Annotated in this window: 20 protein-coding genes; 12 read left to right on the forward strand and 8 right to left on the reverse strand. The window is 39.4% G+C overall.

The genetic code is table 11. From position 1 onward, the window contains the following. Positions 1-55 precede the first annotated feature (55 nt). Together B3600_RS17860 and B3600_RS17865 are read left to right on the forward strand one after the other, a co-directional pair. Positions 56-841 (forward strand): hypothetical protein, encoded by a 786-nt coding sequence (locus B3600_RS17860; RefSeq protein WP_286753833.1) that lies wholly within the window; start codon positions 56-58, stop codon positions 839-841. Positions 842-946: 105 nt separating this feature from the next. Further along, a complete protein-coding gene (locus tag B3600_RS17865; protein WP_070565408.1) occupies positions 947-2,086 on the forward strand; it encodes an acyltransferase family protein in 1,140 nt (379 codons plus the stop codon). Positions 2,087-2,221: 135 nt separating this feature from the next. Here B3600_RS17865 and B3600_RS17870 read toward each other — a convergent pair whose 3' ends face one another. The 3 genes from B3600_RS17870 to B3600_RS17880 all read right to left on the reverse strand — a co-directional run bounded on the left by B3600_RS17870 (position 2,222) and on the right by B3600_RS17880 (position 4,649). Then, positions 2,222-2,722: a hypothetical protein gene (locus B3600_RS17870; protein ID WP_070565406.1), complete on the reverse strand. Its 501-nt coding sequence runs from the start codon at positions 2,720-2,722 to the stop codon at positions 2,222-2,224. 47 nt (positions 2,723-2,769) lie between these two features. Further along, positions 2,770-3,453, reverse strand: coding sequence for a dihydrodipicolinate reductase C-terminal domain-containing protein (locus B3600_RS17875; protein ID WP_112376204.1), 684 nt, complete (start codon positions 3,451-3,453; stop codon positions 2,770-2,772). Between the two features lie 140 nt (positions 3,454-3,593). Continuing rightward, a complete protein-coding gene (locus B3600_RS17880) occupies positions 3,594-4,649 on the reverse strand; it encodes an SDR family oxidoreductase (RefSeq protein WP_286753834.1) in 1,056 nt (351 codons plus the stop codon). An 88-nt stretch (positions 4,650-4,737) separates the two neighbouring features. On the opposite strand from B3600_RS17880, the gene B3600_RS17885 reads away from it, so the two are divergent. From B3600_RS17885 to B3600_RS17915, 7 genes are all read left to right on the forward strand, one after another. Continuing rightward, positions 4,738-5,526: an AraC family transcriptional regulator gene (locus B3600_RS17885; RefSeq protein ID WP_286753835.1), complete on the forward strand. Its 789-nt coding sequence runs from the start codon at positions 4,738-4,740 to the stop codon at positions 5,524-5,526. A 140-nt stretch (positions 5,527-5,666) separates the two neighbouring features. Then, positions 5,667-6,233, forward strand: coding sequence for a DUF6624 domain-containing protein (locus B3600_RS17890; protein WP_286753837.1), 567 nt, complete (start codon positions 5,667-5,669; stop codon positions 6,231-6,233). A 32-nt stretch (positions 6,234-6,265) separates the two neighbouring features. Further along, positions 6,266-6,853 (forward strand): TetR/AcrR family transcriptional regulator, encoded by a 588-nt coding sequence (locus tag B3600_RS17895; RefSeq protein ID WP_286753838.1) that lies wholly within the window; start codon positions 6,266-6,268, stop codon positions 6,851-6,853. 139 nt (positions 6,854-6,992) lie between these two features. Next, entirely contained in the window at positions 6,993-7,295 is a 303-nt protein-coding gene (locus B3600_RS17900) for a hypothetical protein (RefSeq protein WP_286753839.1), read from the forward strand. A gap of 7 nt (positions 7,296-7,302) precedes the next feature. After that, positions 7,303-7,533, forward strand: a complete 231-nt coding sequence (locus B3600_RS17905; RefSeq protein WP_046674596.1) for a hypothetical protein — start codon at positions 7,303-7,305, stop codon at positions 7,531-7,533. A 304-nt stretch (positions 7,534-7,837) separates the two neighbouring features. Further along, positions 7,838-8,893 (forward strand): NAD(P)-dependent alcohol dehydrogenase, encoded by a 1,056-nt coding sequence (locus B3600_RS17910; RefSeq protein WP_286753840.1) that lies wholly within the window; start codon positions 7,838-7,840, stop codon positions 8,891-8,893. Positions 8,894-9,051: 158 nt separating this feature from the next. Continuing rightward, positions 9,052-10,350 (forward strand): cryptochrome/photolyase family protein, encoded by a 1,299-nt coding sequence (locus tag B3600_RS17915; protein ID WP_286753841.1) that lies wholly within the window; start codon positions 9,052-9,054, stop codon positions 10,348-10,350. A gap of 79 nt (positions 10,351-10,429) precedes the next feature. On the opposite strand, the gene B3600_RS17920 is transcribed toward B3600_RS17915, so the two are convergent. Next, positions 10,430-11,212, reverse strand: a complete 783-nt coding sequence (locus tag B3600_RS17920) for an alpha/beta fold hydrolase (RefSeq protein ID WP_286753842.1) — start codon at positions 11,210-11,212, stop codon at positions 10,430-10,432. 221 nt (positions 11,213-11,433) lie between these two features. Between B3600_RS17920 and B3600_RS17925 the strand changes: the two genes are divergently transcribed. Beyond that, complete coding sequence (locus B3600_RS17925) at positions 11,434-11,988, forward strand: cysteine hydrolase family protein (RefSeq protein WP_046674600.1); 555 nt, start codon at positions 11,434-11,436, stop codon at positions 11,986-11,988. Between the two features lie 85 nt (positions 11,989-12,073). Here the strand turns inward: B3600_RS17925 and B3600_RS17930 are convergent, their stop codons facing one another. After that, complete coding sequence (locus B3600_RS17930; protein ID WP_286753843.1) at positions 12,074-12,925, reverse strand: helix-turn-helix domain-containing protein; 852 nt, start codon at positions 12,923-12,925, stop codon at positions 12,074-12,076. Positions 12,926-13,485: 560 nt separating this feature from the next. Then, positions 13,486-14,247, reverse strand: a complete 762-nt coding sequence (gene map / locus B3600_RS17935; protein ID WP_286709999.1) for a type I methionyl aminopeptidase — start codon at positions 14,245-14,247, stop codon at positions 13,486-13,488. Between the two features lie 336 nt (positions 14,248-14,583). On the opposite strand from map, the gene B3600_RS17940 reads away from it, so the two are divergent. Then, a complete protein-coding gene (locus B3600_RS17940; protein WP_070565384.1) occupies positions 14,584-15,219 on the forward strand; it encodes an NAD(P)H-dependent oxidoreductase in 636 nt (211 codons plus the stop codon). Positions 15,220-15,286: 67 nt separating this feature from the next. Here the strand turns inward: B3600_RS17940 and B3600_RS17945 are convergent, their stop codons facing one another. Then, a complete protein-coding gene (locus tag B3600_RS17945; protein ID WP_286753844.1) occupies positions 15,287-17,698 on the reverse strand; it encodes a TonB-dependent siderophore receptor in 2,412 nt (803 codons plus the stop codon). A gap of 248 nt (positions 17,699-17,946) precedes the next feature. Then, entirely contained in the window at positions 17,947-20,184 is a 2,238-nt protein-coding gene (locus B3600_RS17950) for a glycosyl hydrolase family 95 catalytic domain-containing protein (protein ID WP_286753845.1), read from the reverse strand. A gap of 515 nt (positions 20,185-20,699) precedes the next feature. Here B3600_RS17950 and B3600_RS17955 point away from each other — a divergent pair. After that, positions 20,700-23,456 carry a DUF1553 domain-containing protein gene (locus tag B3600_RS17955; RefSeq protein WP_286753846.1) on the forward strand — a complete coding sequence of 919 codons (2,757 nt, stop codon included), beginning with the start codon at positions 20,700-20,702 and terminating at the stop codon, positions 23,454-23,456. Positions 23,457-23,472 lie beyond the last annotated feature (16 nt).

The following is a 23,472-nucleotide window of genomic DNA, read 5'->3' on the forward strand; positions in this document are numbered from 1 at the left end:
TCTTTACGGCAAAGTAAAGATCATAACCCAAAAAATAATTTAAATGACAATTCCGATGAAGCCGTTTCATTTTCTATATTATAGTGTATGCTGTCTGATCCTTTTATCGGGTATGCTGTATTCCTGTCAATCGCAAGATCCAGACAGGGTGATACTTGAAAAATTGGATAGAACCTTTAATGCATCCAAATTTTATGGCCCCAAGATAAAAAGGAGCGAAGAGTTGCTGCATGCAGACGTTAAAAGTATGGATAAGAAAGAGTTGAAAGAAGTCTTTGAAACCGCCATATTTAAAAAGGATACGCTTGCTGTTTTTAATTCAGAAGGGAGTTTGCCAACACCATTTTATATCGAGTCTACTGCAGTCTGGGGAACACGAAAATTAAAGCCGGTCAGAGATTTCGGTTATCGTTACACCACGGTTTCTTACAATGAAGATAAGGACACCATAGCCATATTAAACGGAGTTCCTTTTCCAGCGTTGACAGTGGCAGAGGATAAAAATGGTGAATTTGCTTATCTATATGCACTGAAGACTTCAAAAAATAAAGATGATTTTCAAAATATTTACAACTATCTACAGAAGACGTTTACAAAATTGAAGGTTCAAGATGATGCTGGAAGTGATATAAAAGGTTGGGAAAATAAAGACTTTTACTATTTTTTGCATAAAAAAAATAGAAGGGAAGAACAGATTTTTTCATTTGGAGAAGATGAAGACGACAAGCCGACGACTACAGACATCACCGATATCCGTTTGGAAATTTATTCTAAAATTTACATCCAAAATATGCAAAAAGAGCAGGTTTACTTACCGGATTATATTCCCAGTGTTAATTAACAGCCTTTAAAAATGGAGCACCGGTAAACTTGTTACAAATCTGCATGGACGATTTTGTTTATATTTACGTCCTTGTAAAAAAATCAATCAAATCGTTTTGTTTTTATGTCCGATACTCAAATACCGACTTCCGTTTATGCAGATACCAAACCACATTATGCAGTACTTGACGGGTTACGCGGTGTAGCAGCTATAACTGTTGTTTGCTTCCATATTTTTGAAGCCTTTGCGACGAGCCATTTAGACCAGCGTATTAATCACGGTTATTTGGCCGTTGACTTTTTCTTTATGCTTTCAGGTTTTGTCGTGGGCTATGCTTATGACGATCGTTGGAAGACAATGACAATAAAAGAATTTATCAAGCGTCGGATAATACGTTTACATCCGATGGTTGTAATGGGTGCGATCATTGGAGCAGTCATGTTTTATTTTCAGGGATGTTCTGTTTGGGATGTGACTAAGGTGACATTTTCTTCGCTGGCAATCGCGACCCTTTTGAATGCCTTGTTGATTCCTGCCATTCCAGGGCAAGAAGTGAGAGGGCTTGGGGAGATGTTTCCATTAAATGGGCCGAGCTGGTCGTTGTTTTTCGAATACATCGGTAATATTCTGTATGCATTGATTATTCGTAGATTTTCAACCAAAGTATTGGCTGGGCTCGTTGTTTTATTCGGGATAGGGTTGGCGGCCTTTGCGATATTGGGACCTTTGGGAGATATCTGTGCTGGTTTTTCACTCACAGAAACGGAATTTACGGCGGGTTCACTTCGTCTTTTGTTTTCATTTACAGCAGGCTTATTCTTATCTAGAGTATTTAAGTCTTTACAGATTAAGGGCGCATTTTGGATTTGTAGTTTGATCCTAGTGCCACTTTTGGCTATGCCGCGCATTGGTGGTGCCGAGCAACTATGGATGAATGGTTTATACGACACGCTATGTTGTGTCGTGGTTTTCCCTTTACTCGTTGTGTTAGGCGCTTCTGGCAAGGGCGGTAATGGTATTACAAGTTGGCTTTGCAAGTTTTTAGGTGATATATCCTATCCTTTGTATATGGTACATTATCCCTTTATCTATCTATACTATGCTTGGGTTAAGAATGAAAATCTGAGTTTTGAAGAGTCGTTGCCCGGAGCAGCGGCTGTTGTGATCGGAAGTATTGTGCTTGCATACGGCTGTTTGAAGTTATACGATATACCCGTACGGCAATATTTGTCAAAACGATTTCTAAAGGCAAAAGGGAAATAGATGCTAGCAAACTAATCCTATTATTTATTATAAAATAAGAAAACACCATTTTTTGGTGTTTTTTTATGCATGTTACCTAGGACAGTGATCTGTACATAGAGAAAATATCTTGTCATGTTAAATAACGCTTCAATGTCAGTCTTTTTCAAAAAAAACGTTGTTATATTTCGACGAATAAAATACCAAATAGAAGCCTAAAGGGCTTCGGTATACCGTTGGATCTGAAGCAAGAATATGATGAGCGGGGAAGTCCATCCACAGTTTTAAGCGTGCGGATTGGTAAGGACAGACTGTTTCGATCTTGCCTTTGTAAACTTTGGATACTTTACCCGCACTTACGACGTTGAAATAAATCGAATCGTTATCCTTTATGACAAAATTGTAGCTATTATATTGCCAGTCAGCTTGTTTTCCTGGGAACAGGTCACGCTTTATGTGGTAGGTACCATAATAATCTTCTTTTTTTAGGATTTTTGGGCTCGTGATCCATTGAAAAAATTGAGACAAAGAAAAAAGTATAATTGCGCCACCGATCAGAGATAAAATTGCATACCCGAAGAATCGTCTTTTTGTGATAACCCCGCATAACAGCAGAATTATCAGCAACGGTATAAAGATAAATACTCCAAATCCCATATTTTTAGACGTTGTGTAGAAAGCTCCTTTCTAAATTGAAAGTTTAACTAAAGTAGCCCCATAGCTACCAAATCCAATACAGTATGCCTTCTATTGGCTAATTTATTGTTGACACATGCTTCAAGGATTTTTTTGACACCATTGGAATAAGAATCATGTCCGAGGACCTTGGTCTCAATTTTAATTTCATCATTTTTATCTTTGATCACAATCTGATGGTAGGCATGCTTTTCTAAGTAGGCAACGGGAATATGGATTTTATAAGCTTGCGTTTTTGCATCGCGAATAGAGATAACGCGTTCATGAGCGACATGTAAAGAATTGGCTATATGATAAGCTGTACCTGGTTCAGTAAGCTTGGAGGACTGATGAGACTCCATAATAGATATTTCGTAGTCTTTGAAATTATGACCAAATTGTTGAAGCATATGGAGTGTTTTTAGCAAAAGTATGGAGGTATTTGGGCAAATGACAAGTGGAAACGCTGTCTCGAGCTTTTCGGTCTCTAGCCCTGTAGACAGTTCAATGAATAACGAATCTGTACGTGCACAAAAATCAAGACAATCTTGCAACTCCCGACCCGATCCGGCATGTATAATGATCGATGGCGACGACGTTGTAATGGATGGCTGCCAAGGTAGAATTTCTACATTGGGGATGGAATAATCGGCTTCCAGTATCGCGTTTGCCAGTTTTCCTGATCCAACTACAAAGGCTTTTTTTGTATTCATATTGTTTGTTTTATCAAAACATCTGCTATCCTTTTGACTATGAAACGATAAAATGATACCGGATGAAATTGCAATGAAGTAAAGGTTATGCTTGAGCCGGGTAAGTTACAAAAATAGACGGTAAAATTTAATCTTTGCTATTATGGAATTATTCTTTTTTTACGCATTTCGTCAAAGAGCTGATAAAACATTTGTTCGGTGTCAATAAATTCATGAAAGCCGAGACGCCTTGCCTTTGTGCCATCGGCAAAAAAATCATAATCCCAAGAAAATACAAAATCGCCAAAAGGCCAAGCTGAAACTTGATCATAGCTATAGCTTAATAAATGCTTTTCTTTTAATTTTTGCCATATAGGCTCCTTATCTGCCATCATTGTGTTGAGTGATAGCGGAATAGGATCAGCGCTTTCCATATCAAAATAGGCCGCTAATTTGGGCCATAGTTCCTTCCAGCGGAAGAGATCGCCGTTGTTAATGTTGAAGGCTTGATTGGCCGCTTGTGGATTGGTCGAGGCCCATACCGTTGCTTTGGCTAATAGTGTTGCATCGGTCATTTCCATCAATGTCTGAAAAGCGCCAATTTTTCCTGGAAATCGAAGTGGAATACCGAGTTCTTTTGAGATAGATGCATATACAGCAATGAGCATCGCTAGATTCATGGGATTATTGGGGGCCGTTCCACCAACAACTGACGGACGCATCGCTGACCAAGTCCATTTCTTACCCTTTTGCAATTGTTCGAGGTATTGCTGTTGGCTGGTATTGAATTCCGGCGGCATATGTCCGGCATCTGATTCTTTGGCTGGTGTCTTGAAAGGGCCCAGATGAGCACCATATACTTTATACCCTTGCATTAAGCTGATGTGCTGAAGATCACTTGCTACCGGTTCCACCGCGGTCAAAACATTGCTTAGCATTTTCATATTGGGCTCCACTAGCTCAGCCCAGGTCGGTCTATCCTGATAAGCAACGTAGTAAATATGGGTTACGGTATCCATGTTGCCTAGCTTTTTGAGACAATCGGCTATATCCAATAAATCTACAGCGATAAAACGAACGTTAGCCCGATCGGCATTTGCTCGTCGTGATAAACCTATAATTTCCCATTCCTCCATCTTTTCAAGATAGTCTATGAGATTGTTGCCAATAACGCCATTGGCGCCAACAACTAAAGCGGTGTTTTTTCTAGTCTTCATCTTTCTATATTACTTATAGGGCCAAAGTTAGTTGGAAGCTTAGTGGGTTTTAATGTAAAAATCCAATATAATTAGGTATATTTCTGAAATGAAACGTTATCGTCAGTTTGAACCGGTGCTTATTTCAGGGTTTAAGATACTTGAATGGACTCATCCGGAACACAATCACAATCATTACGAGTTCATTTTTATTCGTGAGGGGACAGGGCGACATATTGTTAATGGGCATTCATTTCCTTACAAAGCAGGGTCGATCTTTCTACTAGGGCCAGATGACCAACATTATTTTGAAATCGAACAACTCACCCATTTTGTATATCTTAAGTTCACCGACGCCTACCTTGGTCGTAACAGTTCGGGTTCTACGTCCGCTATACAACAGCTGGAATATCTTATAAAAAGTAGAGAAACTCATCAGATGGGGTTTCAGTTAGTTGGAGAAGATAATGCGATAATAACACTGATCTTTGATACCCTTCTCTTATTAAGAAAAGATCAAATTGTAAATCAGGAGCTTATTTGGTTCCAATTATTCAGTGTTGTACATGTTTTGCAGCGGAATATGCCCGAATTGCGTAGCAATAGTTTTAAAAGCCGTGACCTGCAGGCCATGTTTTGTTATATACATAAAAATATTTACGATCCCAATCGTTTACGGATACAAATAATGGCGGAGCATTTTAACATTGCCAACGATTATCTCGGTATTTACTTTAAACGTCAGGCAGGAATTACCTTACGCGAATATATTCAAAACTACCGCAATACATTAATACGTCAAAGAATAGCAACAGGAAGAGTTCCCTTAAAGGAAATTGTCGCTGAATTTGGGCTGACTGATGTAAGTCACCTGAATAAGATTATACATAAAACGTAGTGTATTTCCGTCGATGTATTCAAATCAAATGTAATCTAGCAATAGTTGAGCAAGATAGCTTATGAATGTAATAGGTTACCGGCCGAGGCGGAAAGGATTTAGAGAAGTAAAATACGTATTAAAAATTTTAGAAAATTGAGATGTTATATAGAAATATTGCGGAAGAGATTATCCGATTAGCGCAGGACGACGAATCAATGCGGGAAAAGTTATTGCAGAGGGGAGAGCTTCATGGTGGATATCATGTGGAGATGGAAACAATTCACCGACGGAATGCAAAAAGATTACGTGAAATCATTGTCGAAATAGGTTATCCAACTATTTCAAAAGTCGGCGAAGCAGCTAGCAATTCAGCTTGGCTGATTGTTCAGCATGCGATAGGAGAACCTCAATTTATGCAAGATTGTTATCAGTTGCTTCTTGATAATATCATGGACATCAATCTCGCAAATCTGGCTTATTTGCACGATCGAATTCAGGTTTTCAAAAGTAAGCCGCAACGTTATGGGACACAGTTAAGCAGCTGTGGCAGTATTTATCCCGTGGAAGATAAAAATGCAATAAACAGCTTAAGGAGCACAATGAACCTTTTACCCCTTAATCCTAAAGAAATGAATAAAATTGAAGATGTGGAGCGAATTCCATTTCTGGATCAAGAGAACGACACCTATAATGAGTGGCGAAAAAAAGTTGGCTGGGTGAATTGATTTTTCGACATTTTTTGTAGATTTGTCGAGTAATGACAGGTCAACAAGAAAATATTAAAGAGGAAATTATCTTATCATCCATGAAAGTGTTTGAAACCTATGGATTTGCAAGGGTTTCCATGCAGGATATTTCAAAAGCTTGTGGAAAGGGGCGGAGCACGTTGTATTACTATTTTACCAGTAAGATGGATGTCTTTGATGCGATTGCGGAGTACTTATGTCAGCAAGTGTTTGAGGTCGCGAGTAAAACTTATAACAGGGACGCTTCACTGGAAGATAATTTAGTTGGTTTTTTACAAGCAAAACTACGTCAGATTAATTTAATTACGAAACGCTTTCATCTCGCATTCGAAGATATGAAATCCGACCCAGCCTTGATGGTTTCAAAAACACGATACATGCTGGATGACGAGATTAAGCTGATTCGTGAAATGATTGAATTAGCCGTTAGGAAAGAAGAAATTCAGGCCTTGGAGGAAAAGGATGTCTTGTTTTTATCGGAAATGTTAGTGACAACATCACGTTGTTTTGAGCAGGAAGTTTTACTTTTTGATCGTTTTCCGGATTTTGAAGCGAGGCTTTCCTGGTTGACAAGTATATGTGTTAAGGGGCTGCGCTAGCCATTCGACAGGATAACGAGAAAAGTTATTGTAAATAATAGGGACGTATATCGTTCTTTTTTTAGAAGGTGGTTTCGACAAAAATACAAAATATGTCTATTTTGATTGATCGATTCTTTTTATACAGACAATAAACAGGATGACAACTATGGTGTTAAATGCGAAAGTAGGCAAGTCGGTGGATAGCTTTGCATCAGAAAGATGCGTTTTGGTCATGGTGGAGACAGAGGAAACGATCCGCCCTGAAATGATGGGGGTACTGGATCCCGATATTGATTGTTATTTATTGATACACAATGATGTGGAGCGCTTGGATAGCCTCGCTCTTGCGCTGGAAAATGAAAATAAAAAGGTTCGACTAGCCCGAGATTTTGAGGAACTGAAACAGATGCCTTTTTTGAACCACCAATTACAACAAATTGCCGTTAAAATTTTGAAATAATCTAAATATGTATAAAGTTGTTTATTCTTTATCTCGTAAGCTGAAGTGGAAAGCCAGCGAGATTTATCATTTTCTCTATCAGAGTTTCCCGGAGATAAAAAATATTGATTTATTGTTGGATGATCAGCAATTTTTGCTTGTCCTGCGGATTAGTACCCGATTGGAATTTTCTATTCTGAACATCTGCCAGAAACAGGGGTTGGCAATGCAATTTGTACAGGTAGAAGATACTGATTAATCCGTCTGTACAGGTAGAAGATGCTGATTAGTTCGTTTGAGCAGGTAGAAAATCCTGACGAACCCGTGCGGTTTACAAAGCTTAGCTTATCGCAGATGTTCAAGCATGATGCGGTGAGCCGTAAAGAAACAGCAACTTGAGCTTTATGGCAACATAATTCTGAAAGTTGCTTTTTACTTTTGTTATCGTTCCTTCAAAACATTTTTTCCATCCATTGGTTAATTTTATCGTGCGGATGGAATCTGTGTTGTACATAGGAATTTTATGCAGTCATTTAAAACAGAAAACAACAATTTTATCAAGTATGAGTACATTTTCAATTAGAGCTTTTGGAACAAGTGCACCAACGGCCGATCTAAAACAGATGGATATTGAACGTCGCGAAGTGACGGAGAAAGATGTCGAGATTGATATCTTATTTTGTGGAGTTTGCCATTCGGATTTACATACAGCGCGAAACGAATGGGGTGGGACCGTTTATCCGAATGTACCCGGCCATGAAATTGTAGGGCGAATTACTCAAGTTGGCTCAGCGGTGACCAAGTTTAAAGTCGGCGATTTGGCTGGTGTAGGCTGTATGGTAGATAGTTGTCGCGAATGTGAAAGTTGTAAGGAAGGACTGGAACAATATTGTGAAAATGGAAATATTCAAACCTACAATGGACACGATAAGCACCTTAATAAACAGACATTCGGCGGTTATTCCGAACGCGTTGTAGTAGACCAGGATTTTGTGCTCCACATTCCTGAAAATTTGGATCTTGCAGCAACAGCGCCTTTATTATGTGCTGGAATTACCACTTATTCGCCTTTGAGGCATTGGAATGTGGGACCAGGAAAAAAAGTAGGTATCGTAGGTATCGGCGGCTTGGGACACATGGGGGTAAAAATAGCGAAAGCAATGGGAGCACAAGTTGTTGTCATTACAACGTCTGCGTCTAAAGTGGATGACGCCAAACGTTTAGGTGCCGATGAAGTGATCTTGTCAACTGATACAGAACAAATGAAAGCGCATGCGGGAACTTTACATTTCATTTTAGATTGCGTTTCGGCACAGCATGACATCAATGCCTATTTAAGTTTATTGAAACGAGATGGTTCCCTGACTCTTGTTGGTGCTCCGGAGCATCCACTTCCTGTGGCTCCTTTTAGCCTGATTCCAACACGAAAGAGTTTTTCAGGTTCGATGATCGGGGGGATAGCCGAAACACAGGAGATGCTTGATTTTTGTGGTAAACACAATATTATATCCGACATAGAGCTGATTAAAATGCAGGATATCAATCATGCTTATGATAGACTATTGAAAAGTGATGTTAAATACCGGTTTGTTATTGACATGGCAAGTTTGAAAAACTAGCACAATAAAATTATTCAATGCTGAACCATCAAGGGGAATTTCAAGTACCTTTGATGGTTCAGTCTGTTTATAGAGGTATTTTTACCGAATTATTGAGTTAACCTTTTACCCTTTAAAATTGTTAACATGGGTAATGATGGTAAATATTGGTCGTTTTTATGGAAAAAAATAAAATTATTGTGTTTTGGTTTCGTCGTGATTTACGGCTGGATGATAATGCCGGGCTTGCTCGCGCGCTGGCTTTGGGTTATCCCGTATTACCTATCTTCATATTTGACGAGGAAATTTTGAAGCAATTGGAGGATAAAAGGGATCGACGTCTTCATTACATCCATGAGGCTTTAACCCGTATCAATACTATACTAGGGGAAAGTGGTGCAACGTTGAATACGTTCTATGGTAAACCTATCGCTATCTACAGGGACTTGGTTGAAAAATTTGATGTGCAGGGCGTCTATTGTAATCGGGACTATGAGCCAATGGCAATTGCGCGGGACAAAGAAATTTTTGAGTTCTGTCAAGCTAAGGGAATTCCCTTCAAAGCTGTGAAAGATCAGGTTATTTTTGATAAAGCAGATATCTTAAAGAATGATGGGACACCATATACGGTTTATACGCCTTATGCAAAAAAATGGCGTGAGAAATTACGTCCTGATGACCATCGTTCCTATACCTACGCAATGGAATCCTTCGTTCAGCAAAAGCATCAGCAGATCATTTCTTTGGAGAACTTAGGTTTTTTAGAGACCGATCTTAGCTTTAAAGAACCACACCTGGATGCTACTATCATTGATCACTATGATAAAACCCGCGATTATCCAGCGTTAATGGGCACTACTCATTTGGGGATAGCACTTCGTTTTGGAACAATCAGTGTACGTCGGTGTGTTACCTTTGCTTTCAAACACAATGCGACCTGGTTGTCTGAATTGATCTGGCGTGAATTTTTTATGCAGATTCTCTATCACTATCCGCATGTTGTTACCGAATCCTTTAGAAAGCAATACGACGCCATACAATGGCGGAACGATGAGGTAGAATTCCAGCAATGGTGTGAAGGACAGACCGGATATCCTTTAGTAGATGCGGGTATGCGCCAATTGAATACTTCCGGTTATATGCACAATCGCGTACGAATGGTCGTAGCCAGTTTTCTTTGTAAACACCTTTTGATTGACTGGAGATGGGGGGAGGCCTACTTTGCGCAAAAATTAAATGATTATGATCTGTCGGCCAATAATGGTAACTGGCAATGGGCCTCAGGCAGTGGCTGTGACGCAGCCCCGTATTTCAGGGTTTTTAATCCGACGCTTCAGGCTGAGAAGTTCGATAAAAATCAGGAATATATAAAACAATGGGTTCCTGAATTAGGTACTCCAGCCTATTGTGAGCCTATGGTTGACCATCAGATTGCCCGTGATCGTGCGATAAAGACCTACGCAAAGGCGTTGAAATAATAGAATTGAATGTCTACATCTTACGAGAGGTTTTAAGGACCAACAAGTCGGAGTAGACATTCAATGTATCTCATTTTTATCAATCTAAAAACTCGGCAACGAATGCGTCGAATACCTGTGGATTTTCAGCTTGAACCCAGTGACCAGCATTAGGAATTGTTTTAAATACGGCATTTGGAAATTGTTCCCTGATCTTAATCTTATCTTCAGGTAATATGTATCTTGATTTTTCTCCTGGTAGAAATAATGTGGGGCCGTTGAATATTCCTGATTTTACCCCGACAGTAATAAACTCCGTATATTTATTTTTTAAAACATCCAGATTAAAGCGCCAATCTAATTTTCGATCTTCTCTGATATATACATTTTTCAATAAAAATTGGATAACACCCGGATCGCTCAAGTAGTGTTCAATCTTTACTTGTACATCTTTCCTGTTTTCTAGTGTTGTAATATCTACAGCAGATAGCGCGTCGAATATGTCCTCATGATGTGGAGGATAAGCTTTCGGAGCTATATCAGCGATGATCAGTTTTTCAATCTTTTCAGGATGGTCAATAGCAAATTGCATCGCTACTTTTCCGCCTAGAGAATGGCCCAATAGCAATACTTTATCTGCTCCAATGGATACAATATAGGACAGCAGATCGTCTACCATAACTTCCACCGACATATCTTCACTATGGAAACTTCGTCCGTGATTACGAAGATCGAGTAGATGTACCTGTCTTTTCTCGCCAAAACTACGACCAAAGGATCCCCAGTTGTCTGCCATGCCAAAAAGCCCATGTAGGACAATTAATGGAGTGCCACCGTTATCTGCGCCATATATTTTGCTGTGTTGTAATTCTTTCAATGCCATGATATCTATTATTACGATTTATCACCTGTATGTGACGTGTATATGCAGCGAAGTTAGCTTTTGTTGGTGATTTTTTGATCGAAATTATGTAAAACATTACATAACTTTCTATCCATCCCGTCTTATCGCTCTTATCAAAATGGTAGTATTTGGTGATTTATTGGTAGGTCATCGCCGCTAAATCCAGCTTAATTTTGTATTAAACTTAATTCATAAAATAGATGAGAAATAGCGCATTAATAGTCATTGATATTCAAAACGAGTATTTTGAAGATGGCGGAATGGAACTTGTGGATCCCTTAAAGGCAGGGATGAACGCCAGAAGAGTGATCGACCAATTTAGGCGAGAAAAGTTACCTGTGGTTCATATCCAACATATTTCCTCAGATCCAAAAGCAATGCCATTCTTTATTGATGGCACAAGAGCTGCCGAAATTCATGAAAGCGTGAGTCCAATGCCAAACGAGCTAGTAATACGTAAACATTTTCCCAACAGCTTTAGAGAGACAGAATTATTGGATTACCTTCGCAGCAATAAGGTCGAGAAACTTGTTGTCGTAGGCATGATGACCCATATGTGTATCGACGCTACGGTACGCGCCGCTGTCGATTTAGGTTTTTCATGTACTGTAATTGCTGATGCCTGTGCAACGCGAGATCTTGAGATTAATGGTTCCGTAGTTGCTGCACTGGATGTTCAGCATGCCTTTCTTGCTGCTTTGGCGTTCTTTTATGCGCAGGTTCAGGATACCGAGACGTACTTGGCACGCTATTGATTTATAGGGAAATCGGGCCATTGGGAGGCCGATCTGCATGGCCCGATTTCCATAGCGACAATTTGTATAATAGATAATTCAACATTTACTTGAATTCCTGAATAAATGCACTTATGGTTTTTCCAGTTTGAGTTTTAAAAAAACGCATTAAATGATTGGGTTCTGAAAAGTTAAGAGCAAAAGCAATTTGATTAACGGAATGGTCAGAGTGGATCAGCAGATCCTGAATCTCAAATAGTAACCGTTGTCGAAGTAAGTGGGCAGCTGTGGTATTAAACTGTGCCTTAACGGCCTGATTTAGTGTAATCCTACTTATTCCCATAAGTGTCGCATATTCGTTTATCCGTTGTTTCTCCCGAATGAACTGTTCCATAAGCTCTTTGAATTGATAGGCGAAGTTATTTTCCGCTTTTTGGTTCGGAAGCATATTTAAGCGTGCATATTTTCGGTTTAAAGTTTGCAATAGGTAATAAAGTAAAGAACGAATAATATGGACACTATCTGCTTGGGTTTCCATGAGTTCAAGTTTAATTTCGGCGAGAAGACCTAAGAATTTTGACATATGTGTGTCATCTGCTATAATCTGGGGTACATAACTAAGCTGGTAGAAATATAATAGTTTGTATGTGAATAATTTATCCGAAAAGAAATCATTTAAAAAGTCTTCCTGAAAAATCAATGTTGTAAACTCAAGGTGTTCAGGATCCAGTTCCCAGGTATGTTTCTGAAAAGCTGAAATAAAGATAATTGAATTGTCGGACAAGGAGAGGATCTCTTGCCCCAATATCAATCTGCCTTTCGCTTTTTTGAAAAATAGAATTTCAAAAAAGTCTTTATGGTAAGTTTCTTGATGTGTATAATCCGTTTCTATTTCGTTGAGGACATTCAACAAGAAGTCAACACCGCATTCTCCCTTATGGAATTTTATTGTTCTCAATCTAGATTACTTTAATCGATCAAAAATACTAAACTTTATAAGTTACACCAGCCTAAATACAAATATTATCGTAGCGTTTTATTCTGCATGTTTATTCAGGCAGCTGAGCAAGGAGTAAGGGTTGGAAGCGAAGAGTTTGGAACAAAGGTTTTCTAATGTTTGGTGTTTTTCAAAATAGTTTTCAAAACAGTTAAAAGACAATAGTTGAGGGAAATGTGAAGACGAGTGAAGCTGAATTTTGAACAGGAGAATAAAAATTTTATGAAAAGTGATTTTCATCACTTTTTTGCTGAGAAGAATAAGCTATTTTTACTGCTGTAGTCAGTTATCCAGTGGGATTAATCTTTGGGTTTGACAAAAATTATTTAGCCATAAAAATATATTATTTGGGGGTTTTCTCATTATGAGAGGCCCCTTAATTTTTTTAACAACCTCTATCCTGATGTAAAGGGTTGATGCACTATACCACAAGTTTGGAGTCTTATTTAAAGAAAATAGGTCTTTTCGATAGCTTTCAATAACTTGTTAGAAAAGACCTATAAGGATTTTCTTATTACGGGCTAGTAAATTGCATTCTGTACAGTTAATATAACGGGATAGCCATCGGTAACGAGAATCGTATGTTCGTGTTGTGCCATGAATCCACCTTTGTCACCAACCATTGTCCAGCCATCGTTGAGTTCGGTTGCGTAGGTGGAGGTCGTTGAAATAAAGGTTTCAATAGCAACAACGGTATTTTTTCGAAATCTTCGTTGGTCGAAGCGGTTTTTATAGTTAAGCAGTTCGTCGGGCTCCTCGTGCAGACTTTTTCCTACACCATGTCCGCCAAGGTTCTTGATGACTTTATACCCTCTTTTTTTAGCCTCAGTTTCGATTAGATGCCCAATATCGGCTATTTTCACACCACCACGAATATTATTGATTGCCTTTTGAAGAATTTCTTTCGATGCATTGACCAATTTTTCGTGTTCAAAGATGTCCTTTCCTATAACAAAGGAACAACCATTATCAGCCCAATATCCATCTAATTCGGCAGATACATCGATATTGATCAAATCGCCCTCTTGCAATATCCTTTCCGCCGTAGGTATTCCGTGGCAAAATTCGTTGTTTATACTGATACACGTGTAACCTGGGAAACCATAAGTGAGAGCGGGAGCAGAATTTGCACCCATACCTTTCAATATTTCGGCTCCATATTCGTCAAGCTCCTTCGTGGACATGCCCTCTTGAGCATATTCTATCATAGCCTTTAAGGTGATGGCAACGGCATCGCTCGCTTTTTGTATGCCTGTTAGCTCAGTTTCATTCGTTATAGACATCGCTGATGTTTTTATTGTTGAGCATGAAAGCTCAGTTTTCTATTTTGTTAGGGTATTACCACCGAGAACAAATAGTTCAAGGTCATTTTGTTATACCGGATATAAACCAATACAAAGGTCTTAATAAAATTGAATAAAATAGGCATTTATTTGCGATTAGAAGTAAATATACTGTGTTTTGGCTTTAAAAGTTTAGTAATAAATGCTGAATGCCAGTCTGTTTTTGTCCTAGTTTTTATTGTTTTATTTCTTGATTTTGATGTTTAGACATTTATTTTTTTATGTATCTTTATATAACTTTATGAAATTGCTATTGATCATTTAAATTAAAACAAAATGGCTTTATTGGATACTCTAGAATGGCGTTATGCCACAAAAAAATACGACCCTACAAAAAAGGTCGCTCAGGAAGATTTGGATAAGATTTTGGAGGCAGCACGGATGGCACCTAGCTCTTCTGGACTTCAACAGTTCCGTGTAATTGTGATTACGAATCAGGAATTAAAAGAAAAAATTGTGCCTGTGGCTTGGGGGCAACAAATAGTGGCTGATAGTTCACATCTATTGGTATTCGCAGGATGGGATAGATACACCGACGAACGCATTGATAAAACCTTCGACAAGATGAATACCTTGAGAGGTTTACCTTTAGACAGCACTGACGAGTATAAAAATAGGTTGAAAGGCCAATTAGCAAGTTTTACAGAAGAACAACAAGCGGCACATGCGGCGAAGCAAGCTTATATTGCTTTTGGTTTGGCAATTGCGCAGGCAGCAGAACTAGGCGTTGATGCGACGCCTATGGAGGGTTTTTCAAATGCCGAATTGGATGAATTACTTGGTTTAGACAAGCTGGGATTGAAGAGTGCGGTTATGCTTCCGTTGGGTTATCGGATGGAAGAACAAGATTGGTTGTTGAAGCTGAAAAAATTTAGACTTCCAAAAGAGGAATTTTTGATTGAGCTCGCATAAATTGTAGTTCACGTTAAAAAAAGCGTTTCCACCATTGTCGAAACGCTTTTTTTATAGAAAAATATTTTTAAAATTGATAGGCAAAACTTCCAAGTATATTTCTAGGCATTTGCGGGTTTACCGTTGTCCATCCTTTGAAATAAGTTTGATTTCCTAAATTGTTTGCTTTGAAGGCGAATTCAAAATGTTTAAATCCATAAGATAGACTCGCGTTCAGGAGTGTGTAAGACGGAAGGGTAAATGTGCCAGTTGCAACACTATTGGTAATTACATTTTCACTTGCATAATTCATGCCGATACCAAATCCTAGTCCTTTTAGTTTTCCTTGCTGTAAGCTATAGTTTGCCCAGATGTTGGAAAGATGTTTAGGCCCAGCTTCTGTCGGACGTAGGTTGTTGACATTCTTGTCTGCTTTAGTCATCTTACTATTGTTATAACTATAGCTCATAATGAGGTTTAGACCTTGAATAGGGGCCAATGTTACATCAAAGTCAACTCCCCGGCTCAAGCGCGTGCCGTCCTGTACACTAATATTATAGGTTTGTCCGTCAATGGTGACTATGTCAGGACGAAGCATATTATCTACTGAAATGTCATAGTAACTTGCTGTCAGGCCTAATTTGTTGTTTAAAAGGTCTAATTTGACTCCGGCTTCCCATTGTTTGGCTTGTTGGGGCTTGAAGTCTCCCGAGATGCTGGGATGTGGTTGTACAACTGGAGATACATTTTTAAACCCATTTTGATAATTGGCGAATAGTGATACCTGACCTTTTACAGCTTCATAAACCAAACCGAAACGGGGTGAGAACGCAGTCTGATGGTAAGTCCCAGTCGTTGTGTCTTTATCGAAGTTGTAGGTTCCTTTATTATCAAAATAATCCATACGCAACGCTAGGTTTAAATGTAACTGCGACGTGAGATCCAATACATTTGAAACATAGGCTCCCAATACTTGATTTCGACCTCTATTGTTCGTTTTGGCTGCCGTTGAAGCGCTTATGGCTGCGTCAATGGTTCCTGCATTAAATTTATAGTAATCTGGATCATCTATTGCTGTGTTGATCTGGTCTACGAGGACATAGGGCGAATTATGTGTTTCTGTTTGCTGGTATAAATAATCCAGACCGACAAGTAGTCTATTGCGAAGCTCGCCGATATGAAAATCACCAATAAAGTTCTGTTGAGCATTGATATTTTTTGCAGCATAATTTTGTTTACCAGCATATCTGTTAATAAGTGTGTCATTGCTGTTTTGTAGGTACATCACATATTGAAAGTAGCCATCTGCCTTCCGGTTGTTCCAGTTTACAGTGGTGTTGGACGTCCACCGCTCATTAAACCGGTACACTACATTTCCGCGGAGGTTGGTGGTTGGGTTTTTGAATGTGACGTCGTTAGCAGTATAGGACTTATCAAAATCGAATTGAAGTGCCTTGGGGGTTCTGGCAAATAATTGACGTGAACGATTGAGAAAAACCATCAGTGGATTAGTAGCCTTGTTTTGGTAAAGTTCAACATCGAGTTGGATATCCAGTTTCTCGTTTGGTTTATAGGTTAGTGAAGGTGTAATAAACACCGACTTATTAAATCCTGCGTCTTGATAGGTACCTGTATGGGATAATGCTGTATTGATTCGTCCGAGCAATTTTTTATCTGCTGTTAATGGGCCATATATATCTGCCGTAAGGCGATGTTGTGCGAAACTTCCAAAAATATAATTTACCCGACCGCCCACGGTATCTAAAGGTTTTTTCGTGATATTATTGATTAATCCACCGAAACCAACAGCCGCACCGCCATATAATGAACCAGAGGGCCCTTTAATCACTTCAATTGTTTCGAGATTCGCAGGGTCTGGACTTGTACTGGAAATACCGACTACACCATTAATCATGGCAGCCTGCGTACTAAAACCGCGCAACGTGTAGTAACTAACACCGTCTCCGGGCCGTCCAGTCGCCGACCAAAGCTTATCAATTCCTGAAACGTTGGCTAATGCATCATCATAATTTGTATTCACCTGACTTTTTAGCAACTCTTTGGTAACGACAGCATACGACTGTGCGTTCTCCATATTTTTCAGTGGCATTTTGGAAACATATAAACTCTGTTTCCGTGTGAATTTGTTATTTCCTTTACCATTAATAACGATCTCTTGCAGTGTCGCTTGATTTTCAATTAAGTAAATATCAGGAACCCTATTTTTACCATCCGTAATTTCGACTTCCTGCTCATGTGGTTGAATACCTATGGCTGAGATGGCTAATTTTGCCTGACCCGGCTTAAGTGATTTAAATTGATATGAACCATTAGATCGTGTAGAAGTTGTTATGTTTTGCGGTTGTAGTCTGACGGTTATCCCTTCAATGGGCTTTCCGTCGGACGAAAGGATTTTACCCAGTATTTCTGCTTTGTGCTGTGCTTGCGCAAGTAGAGCTCCTGGGACAAGCAACATAAGGTAGATGATGATGCGATTCATTGAATATTTTATTTAGATTAATTATAAACAGAGGCAAAGTTATTGGTCCTATTGCATTTTTCAAAGGATTATCTGTTATTTTTTATAATCATTCTAAATAATGTAATGTAACAATGCAAAGAGCCCAAATTATCGCTTTGGATGATTTGGGCTCTTTGCATTGTTTGCACGTTATCAGCTGACTTAAATTGACTGTATCGGTACTGTGTAAGGTGTTTTTTTTATTTGGTAAGGCAAATCCATTGTTTTTATAGGCTACATAGGTTGACCGTTTGTCCCTTTTTTAATTTCACATATTGTATGGTGTTATCTCTCTGTATGAGCTTCTTAGTGCTGATGTGCATGAGTGCCTTGGGTTCAAAAATTCGAAAGGTACCATCTTCGGTAGCAGTTATTTTCAGCAGAACAATTTTATTTTCTTTTTTTTCAGCGCTTACGATAAATCCACCCATCGTTCTCAAATTTTTGAAAGACGCTGTTGCCCATTCAGCAGGTAAAGCCGGAAAAACTTCTACATAGTTATTTTTGCTCTGAATGAGCAATTCGTGTATTCCTTGTGCAAATGCAAAGTTACCTTCTAAGGTAAATGGTCGATACGTAAAGTCTGAATATTGTCCGTCTTTTTGGTCGCCATTCAAATGAAAGGAATTGGAGGAACAAAAGTTCTGCGCAAATTTTCGAAGATTGGTTACGGCTTCCTTTCCTTGTTTAGCGCGCGCGTGTAAACAAGCCATCCATGCAAAGGAATAACCAACCCACGCTCGTGTACCCAGTTTTTCAATGTGATTTAGGGAGCTCTCAATGAGCTCTTTTTCCTGCGGATTATTGATGTCTAATAAATCCAATGGATAAATTGCCATATAGGGAGACATGTGACGGTGGGAATGTTTCATTGGAAGACTTACAGCAACTTGTAGCCCAGTTTCATCGGTCGCATAATGAGGTAGTTGCGCCTTGCATTTTAACCAATTCTCTGCTTCTTGCGGTTTGCCCATTGCTGTACTCACCTCTGTAGCAGCCTGGAAAAGAAAATGCGCTAAACTAAGATCGAAATTAGTCCAATTGTCAAACCATGCTGATACACTATTGTCGTTGTATTCGGGACTGCTGCTCAAGGGCAGGTAACGGCGTTCATTTTTTAGTGTGGTTATATTTTTAAGGTAAGTTGCAGATTCCATGATATAGGGATAGGCTTGTTCTTTTAGAAAGGTTTTATCCATGCTATATTTCCATTGCCAATAAAAATGCTGGGCCGCCCATGCACCAATAGTAGGAGAAAGAGAATACTGAATCCATCCACCCATAGGGTCTCCATTTAACGTGAGGACACCGGGTACATTCAGCCCATCGACACCAAAATATTGCTTTGTAAAGTCCTTGTTTTTTTTGCGGATCTTCCAGAGCCAATCCGTATAGCTTTTGGCTTCGGCCAATCTATTTCCCGAATAGGCTGGCCAGTAGCTTAATTGTGTATTAAGGTCATTGTGAAAGTCGCCTTTCCAAGGAGGAAGACCACCATTATCCGCCGTCCACACGGCCTGAAGCGTAATTGCTGGAGCACCTTCTCTTGCGACAGCACCGAGTTTATACATATCAAGATAATATTGTTTTTCAAGATTTTTATCAGGAATGGTTATACTTGATTTGGACCAATAGTTTGACCACCACTGCAAATGGCTTGCTTTTTCTTCGGTGTATTTTTTGAGGGAAAGTGCAGATGGGCTTGCCTTTTGATCATTGACGATTGTCCAATAACCAATCAGCTTTTTAGCTGATATTTTTTCCCACCTCAATACAACTTCAAAAAAATGATCATCATACGTATTTTGGTGCAGCACTTCATAGTTGCTGGTGCGGATTATATTTCCTTGCTTATACCCTAATCTTGCTAAATCTTGACCTTCGACAACGCTTTTGTTTTCGTCTTTGTTTGCGTTATTTTCATATTGATGTGGAATTAATTGAGGTAAAAGGTCACTAACATTGTTTCCTGTGATTTCAAAATAGCCAAATGGTTTATAGGCATGTATGAAGGTTTTTAATATCCTACCATCTTTAAATCTAAGAATATTGGTGGCCTGTTCCAGATCAAGTACGTTTGAAACGACAGTGCCAAATTTCGCCAAGTCAAAGAACAGCGACGCTGCTGGAAGCTTGGTAGGATAGGGGGATCTGTCATAAGGAGCGTCTCCCCACTGTTGTACAATGCCGTAGCTGTTGTTTTTTATTTGTTGTTGGACCCAATTGAAATTGTGGTTTTCTATTGCAAAGGCCTTTCTTTCGTCCCATAGATCTGCGCGATCAAGTGAAAATCGAATCGTATTGTCTTTTTTCCAAATCAGTGCACCCAATTGACCATTTCCCAAGGGAATGGCTTCATCCCATCGCGAAGCCAACTGATCGAAATGGAGGTTGTTGTCAGGTGTTGGTTGCCCGAAAGAGAACAGGGTAAACGAACAGCATAGTATTAAATAAAGATATTTCATAATTGAAAGGGTTAGCTTGTAAATTTAAAACTCTGGATGGGGAGGTACTGACACTATTGTTACTTTTTTGCATACTATTTTAGCAAAGCGATGGCCCTGATCCTGGAATCACGTTTAAGCAAATTTAACTGAGATGTATGCAGTGTATGAAATCAAAAAAGTGAGTTCGTATCGAAATTGTTATACTTTTTGAGACGAAAGAATATGGTATAAAAGTACCGTTTTTAGGGTCTGCAGTTTAACCGAAAAAAGTACATCATGCTGTTTTAAATCAATCTTTTGAGCAAGTGGGAATATAGTATCCAGAAAACCTTGCAAGAGCAAAGGGTAATATTGTTTATGTTTCTGTTAATCCAGTTTTAGTATAATCCAGTGTTGTTATCTAATTTTATCCTACTCGAAACTAGCACATTTATCGGATAGTTTCGGCTCCACTTAACGAAAAAAACAATCATTATTTATTTCGTTGTAGTGCGTAAACCTAAAATGTTATAGAGTAGATATATCCCAATGCTATGAGAAAAAAGATTGTGGTGCTAACATTATTGGCGCTTGTGCTTATTGGTACGAGCATTTTGACCTTTGGAAAGAAAGAGCCAATTGATTTTAGCGCTGATGTTAAACCGATATTGAATAAACATTGTATCACATGCCATGGTGGGGTTAAAAAAAATGGCGGACTAAGTTTTCTTTTTGAAAATGAGGCCTTCGCCAAAGCCGAGTCTGGCAAACCAGCAATTATTCGTGGCGATGGCGAACATAGTGAATTGTTAAAGAGACTGATTTCCGATGACCCTGAATTGCGTATGCCTTACAATGCCCCTAAACTGAACGATGATGAAATTGATATACTCAAAAGATGGATCGATGAAGGTGCCAAATGGGGAGAGCATTGGGCATATACAACGCCCAAGGAGACTGAGGTACCTAAACCTTTTTCATTGCTCGGCATATTTGGTGTCAAACCTAAAGGGGTGAATAATACGATTGATTTTTTTGTTTTGGATAAAATGAAAGAGAAGAAATTATCCTTTGCTGATGAGGCCGATAAAGCACTGTTGCTACGGAGAGTGTATTTAGATCTGATTGGTATTCCACCCACGTTGGCAGAAATTCAAGCCTTTGAAGCAGATCAGCGTGATGATGCTTATACCTTGCGTGTAGATAGTTTGCTGGCGTCGCAGAAATATGGCGAAAAGTGGGCGAGTTGGTGGTTGGATATGGCGCGATATGCAGATACGAAGGGTTACGAGAAGGATGGTTCGCGCACGATATGGTCCTATCGGGATTGGGTCATTAAGGCCTTGAACAAGGATATGCCTTATGATGAATTTACGATTGAACAGCTCGCTGGGGATTTGCTCCCGGAGCCAACCAAGGATCAACTTATCGCAACCGCCTTCCATCGCAATACCATGAATAATGATGAAGGGGGGACCGATAGTGAGGAATTTCGGATGGCTGCGGTTTTGGATCGCTTAAATACAACCTATCAAGTATGGTTGAGTACAACCTTCGAATGCGTGCAATGCCATAGTCATACTTATGATCCCTTTAAATTTGAAGAGTATTATAAATCGTTAGCTTTTTTTAACAACACCAGAGATGAAGACACCCAAGGTGATCATCCTAAACTTCGTTTTTATACGGCACAAGATGAAAAGCGAATTGACAGTATAAAAAGGTGGTTGTCGACGACAGGAAATACAAGCTTGGTAAAATCAACAGATCTATTCCTTCACACTCTTGAACCCAAAATACATGCGCATTACAGCGATCAAATAGTAGATGGTGCGCTTTATGATACGAAATGGTTGGGGGTTAGAACTGGAGGATCGGCTCGGTTAAGGGCAATAAACTTGGATAATAAACAGCAATTTTTTATGAATTTCTGGACAGGCGCGGTAGATGGAAAATTAGAAATTCACGTGGATAAACCTACAGGACCAATTCTCGCCGTTATTGATTTGCCGAGTACAAATGGAAGACAGGTTATTCATTCTCCCATACTCCCGACTCGCGGTGTACATGACTTATATCTGGTTTTCAAAAATCCATCTGTGGCGCATGGGCAGCCGATCTGCATGATTGAATGGTTTGCATTTCGTGAGAACTTTCCACATGAAAAGTCACTGGATAATATGAATTTTCAAAAGACTTTTCTCCAGTTGGTCAACATGCAACCCGAAGGTGTGCCAATCATGATTGAAAATCCCAAAGACATGCATCGTAAAACAAATGTATTTATACGTGGTAACCGTCTGTCTCTGGGGGCGGAAGTACAGCCTACAGTTCCGGCTTCACTGAATAGTTTCCCGAAAGGCGCTCCGCGCAACCGTCTGGGGTTTGCGCAGTGGATTGTCAGTAAGGAAAACCCCTTGACAGCACGAACCTTAGTTAATCGCGTATGGGCACAGCTATTTGGCCGGGGCCTAGTTGAACCATTGGGAGATATGGGCACTCAGAGTATCCCGCCAATTCACCGAGAGTTATTGGATTACCTTGCCCTAGATCTGATGAATACCAAAAAGTGGAGCGTTAAAAAACTGATCCGCGAGATTGTCTTATCCGGAACGTATAAGCAGTCCTCTAGCTTGAACAATTCCAATTTTGAGAAGGATCCACAGAATTATTATTTGGCAAGGGGACCTCGGTTTAGATTATCTGCCGAACAGATTCGTGACCAAGCTTTAGCTGTAAGTGGATTGCTCAGCAACAAAATGTATGGACCAAGTGTAATGCCCTACCAACCTGATGGGGTATGGATGACTGTATATAGCGGTGAGTCCTGGGTGAAAAGTGCTGGAGAAGATCAATACCGAAGGGGCATCTATACGTTTTTAAAGCGTACGAGTCCTTATCCGTCTTTTGTTTCTTTTGATGCTTCTAGCAGGGAGGTTTGTTTGGTCGACCGTATTCGCACCAATACACCGCTGCAAGCGCTTGCCACATTAAATGATCCTGTTTATCTCGAAGCGGCTAAACATCTGGGGACTATTATGGAGAAAGAGGGAAATGGAAACCTTAGAAATGGTATTCGTGTCGGTTATAGACGTGCCATGTTGAAGGATGCCGATGAAAAGAAACTCAAGGAACTGGAACATCTTTATCAAAAGGCATTGGTTGATTTCAGCAAAAAGCCTGATTCGGCAGCCAAATTTTTGAATGAAGATTTAGCAAAAAGCAATGTAAAGGTCCTGCCTTCAAAAGCTGCCTACATGCTTGTTGCGAATGCAGTGTTGAATTTGGACGAGTTTTTAACGAAATCATAAATAATGAAATGAAAAA

The sequence above is a fragment of the Sphingobacterium sp. UBA2480 genome, from assembly GCF_002341965.1.
Taxonomy (GTDB): domain Bacteria; phylum Bacteroidota; class Bacteroidia; order Sphingobacteriales; family Sphingobacteriaceae; genus Sphingobacterium; species Sphingobacterium multivorum.